Here is a 3,801-nt window from a genome sequence, read left to right on the forward strand (position 1 = left end):
AGCTGATGGTCACGCCGCCGGCGTTCAACGCCGCCGCCGCGGTATAAGCCACGACCACCGGGTTTCCACCCGCCTGGCGCCTGATCTCGTGCAGCAGCGTTGTCTTGCCGGTGCCGGCTTTGCCCGTGATAAAGACGTTGCCGCGCGTCTGGCGGATGAAATCGACTATTGGGGGGGTTAGGTTCTCCACGAAGCCGTAAAGTTACTGTGCCGGATCGATAATGTTGACGTTGAGCGAGGTTATCGGCGGCGGGCCGGGCCGTTACAATTGTATAATCCCCTTCCGGAAGGCATACAACACCAACCCGATGCGGGTCTTGAAACCGAATTTTTCGAAGAGCCCGTCGCGGTAGCTTTCGACGGTGCGGGGGCACAGCGCCCCGGAGGGTCAGCACCGCTGCGCGGCCGTTAGCATCTACAATTCGCAGACCGCGGCCTGCCCAGATGCTTCGGATGCCTCCGAGGTCCCTGATCCCGGCGCCACGGGCGACCCGCGTTGCTCGGCATGGCGCAATACCGATTCGATGTGGGTTCTCATTGGCAAACCCTGGCGGCTGAAGTTCCTCGCTTACCGTAAACCTATTTGGCCCGAACCGGTGGAATACACGGTCGAGACACACGTCCTGCCCGCCGACTGGAACGACAATAACCAGGTCCGCCTCGCCAGCGCGATCCTGACCGCCGCCGGCAGCCGTGAGAGCTTCCCGTTGTATCTCCAACCATCGCTCAAGGGGACGTTGAAGGCTGTAGACTTGAAAACGCCGGCCCGCACGACGCTGCATCCCAAAGGCGACAAAGCGGCGGCTTTCGAGGTCGAAGGCGTCGTACCCGCCAACGCCCGCAAAGGCGACACCCTGCTCGTCAAGGTAACGGCCCACTACCCGGCCTCCGGCAAGCTGGCCGCCAGGGCGGTGGAGTTCCTGGAGGTATTGCACGTAACCGATGAGAAGCGCTGAGCAGTACCCGACATCAAGGGCCATGCCATTGGTAATCCTATGCCAATGGCATCCCTGTTTTCTACTCCGCCCGTAGGGCATCCACCGGATTCGCCCGCGCCGCGCGGAAACCCTGGTAGCTGACCGTCGCCAGGGCGATGCCCACCGCTCCCGCGCCGGAGGCGGCGAACATCCACCAGGAGAGATGGATATGGTAGTCGCTGACCTTTAGCGCGGCGGACAGGGCGATGGCGGCGAGCGGCGCGGCGATGACAAAACCGAGGACGACGGGCTTGAGCATCTCTGCCGACAGTGACAGCCAGAGACCGGCCGGGCTCGCGCCCAACACCTTCCGGATGCTGAGCTCCTTGCTCCGTTGCCCGACCAGGAAGGTCGCCAGGCCAAAGAGCCCCAGGCACGAGATGAGGATAGCCGCCACCGTAAAGAGGTCGGCGAGCTGCTCGACGCCAAAATTCTTGGAGAACTGCTGTTGGTATTCTTCGTTGACAAAACGGAAGGTAAAAGGATACCCCGGGTTCAGGGTCCTGGTCACCGCCTCGATCTGGCGCAGGTGCGTTTTCCATTGCCCGTCGTTGGTCAGCCGGATCAGGAAATGGCCCAGGTTGCCCTTGCTGAAATAGACGATGAGGGGTTGGACCGATTTGCCGGAAAAGTTGAATACATAATCCCGGAGCACGCCAATCACCTTTTTGCCGCCGATCGTCGTGCCGGGGACAGGCTCCCGGAGACCCATCTTTGCGACAGCGGTTTCGTTGATGAGACAGGCCGAGCTATCCGCGCCAAAGTCCGGGCTGAAATCCCGCCCTTCGGCAAGCGTCAGGCCCGTCGTTTTGGTCCAGTCGTATTGGGCCCATAGGGTGCTGACCACAAAGTCCTGGTCGGGGTTTTTGCCCGGCCACGTCAAACCCGTCTGCGCGCCACCGACACCCACCAGGTTGGACGTGCTGGCGGTCACGCCGACGACGCCGGGTATGTCTTCCACCTGGTGTTTAAACAGCTCGAACCGCCCCGGCAGGTCGCCATCCGCGACGACGTCGATCAGGTTGGAGGCCTCATAGCCCAGCGGCCGGTTTTCTACATAGTGGACCTGCCGGACCAGGACGATGGTGGAGGTCACGAGGAATATGGATATGACGAATTGCGTCGTCACGAGGCTTTTACGAAGAAGCCCTCCCCTCCGGCGTTGCAGTACTTTTACGGGGTGAAAACGGCTGAGGAACAACGCAGGGTAGCTCCCCGCCACCAACCCGGTAAAAAGGCCGATCAGGACGAGCAGTACCCATACCCACGGATCGCCGAGCTGCCCGTACAGCGGGACTTCGGCAAACGCCGCAAACCACGGCAGCGCCAGGTAGGCGAGCCCGATACTCAGGACCAGCGCCGCCATGGCCAGTAACACCGCTTCGCCCAGGAACTGGCCGATGATGACCGTCCGCGAGGCGCCAAGCACCTTCCGGACGCCCACCTCACGGGCGCGTCGTTCCGCCATGGCGGTGGAGAGGTTCATAAAATTGATACAGGCGATCATCAGGGTCAGGAAAGCGATAAACGCCATGGTCAGGACGAGGTATGCCTTACCCCAATAAGGCTTTCCATCCTTGAAATTATCGTACAGGTTCAGCCGGGTGATCGGGTAGGCAAAAAGCGAGGCTTGTTTTAAATCGGTATTGCTTAACAGCGCCGCCGTCATTTGACGATTGACGGTTTCCAGGTCGGCGCCGGGTTGCAGCTGCAGCCAGGTCTGGACGGTCCGGTTATGCCAGTCGGCTTTGTCCGGCCCGAACAGCGAAAAAGGCATGACGACGTCAAACTGGATCGTGCTGTTCAACGGTATGTCCCGGACGACGGCGCCCACCTTTAGCGGATGGGCGTTATTCAGCAGGACGATCTTACCGAGGGCCGCGTCCGTACCAAACAGCCGCCGCGCGGCGTTTTGCGTCAGCACCACGCCGCTCCCCTCCCTAAGGGTCGCCGCCGGATCGCCCTCCACCGCCGGGAAGGTCATGACTGTAAAGAAATCCGGTTCCGCATATATGCCGTGCTGATAGAGGGACTTGTCATCGTACCGGGTCAGCGTCTGGCCTTCCTCTCTTACCCGTACGACGTTCTTCAGGCCCGGTATTTCGCTCCGCAAAACAGGACCCAGCGGCGCGGGCGTCCTGTTCCCCGTATACTCCGTACCGGCGAACGTCTCGTTCATCTCCACCAGGTGGATCGCCTTATAGTCCTTGTGGAACTTGTCGAACCCAAACGCAAAGACGACAAACAGGCAGATAAGGATGCCGGTCGTGAGGCCAAGCATCAGGCCCCCGATGTTGATCAGGGAAGTGAGGGTATTCCGCCGGAAGTGGCGGATGGCGATGGTGAGGTAGCTGCGGAGCATGGTATGTAAATATACGTTCAATCACCGCGGTCTACCCATAGGTCAGATCGGTGCTTTGTCCAACCTCGATAATATACCCGTCCGGGTCGCGGATATAACAGCGGATCTCGCCGTACTTGGGGATCGGCGGGGTGATGAACTCGGCGCCGCGGCTTTTCCACAACTCGTAGCACGCCTGGATATCCGCGACGCGGATGTTCATAAAGCTGTTGATATGGTCGGGGTCCGGGGTGCTGAGCGTCACCGTCGGCTTGTCGGGCGTCGGGCCGCCGCCGACATTGACGAGGAGCCACGTGTTGGCGATCTGGATATACCCGGGCGCGCCGTCATTGTCGCCCCGGCTCAAAATACGGCCGTCAAAAACCTTTTCGTAATACCGGGCCGACCGTTCGATGTCGGCGACGGTGAGGAAGTGCGCGATGGAGATTCCCTCGCGGGGAGGCATCTCGTAGGCCTTCCCTT

Annotated in this window: 4 protein-coding genes; 1 reads left to right on the forward strand and 3 read right to left on the reverse strand. The window is 60.8% G+C overall.

The window, feature by feature from the left end; genetic code table 11:
• Positions 1-190: hypothetical protein (locus VL547_RS13200; protein ID WP_325578484.1), on the reverse strand; the 190-nt coding region annotated here is incomplete at its 3' end.
• A gap of 172 nt (positions 191-362) precedes the next feature.
• Between VL547_RS13200 and VL547_RS13205 the strand changes: the two genes are divergently transcribed.
• Positions 363-956, forward strand: a complete 594-nt coding sequence (locus VL547_RS13205) for a hypothetical protein (RefSeq protein WP_325578486.1) — start codon at positions 363-365, stop codon at positions 954-956.
• A 61-nt stretch (positions 957-1,017) separates the two neighbouring features.
• Here VL547_RS13205 and VL547_RS13210 read toward each other — a convergent pair whose 3' ends face one another.
• Complete coding sequence (locus VL547_RS13210) at positions 1,018-3,339, reverse strand: ABC transporter permease (protein ID WP_325578487.1); 2,322 nt, start codon at positions 3,337-3,339, stop codon at positions 1,018-1,020.
• A 31-nt stretch (positions 3,340-3,370) separates the two neighbouring features.
• A partial coding sequence (locus VL547_RS13215; RefSeq protein WP_325578489.1) for a VOC family protein occupies positions 3,371-3,801 on the reverse strand: 431 nt, incomplete at its 5' end.

Source organism: Dinghuibacter sp., assembly GCF_035492835.1.
Taxonomy (GTDB): Bacteria; Bacteroidota; Bacteroidia; order Chitinophagales; family Chitinophagaceae; genus Dinghuibacter.

What these genes read in the sequence shown, in the direction of transcription:
- VL547_RS13210 (WP_325578487.1), bottom strand. Translation starts at nt 3,339, where the DNA reads ATGCTCCGCAGCTACCTCACCATCGCCATCCGCCACTTCCGGCGGAAT.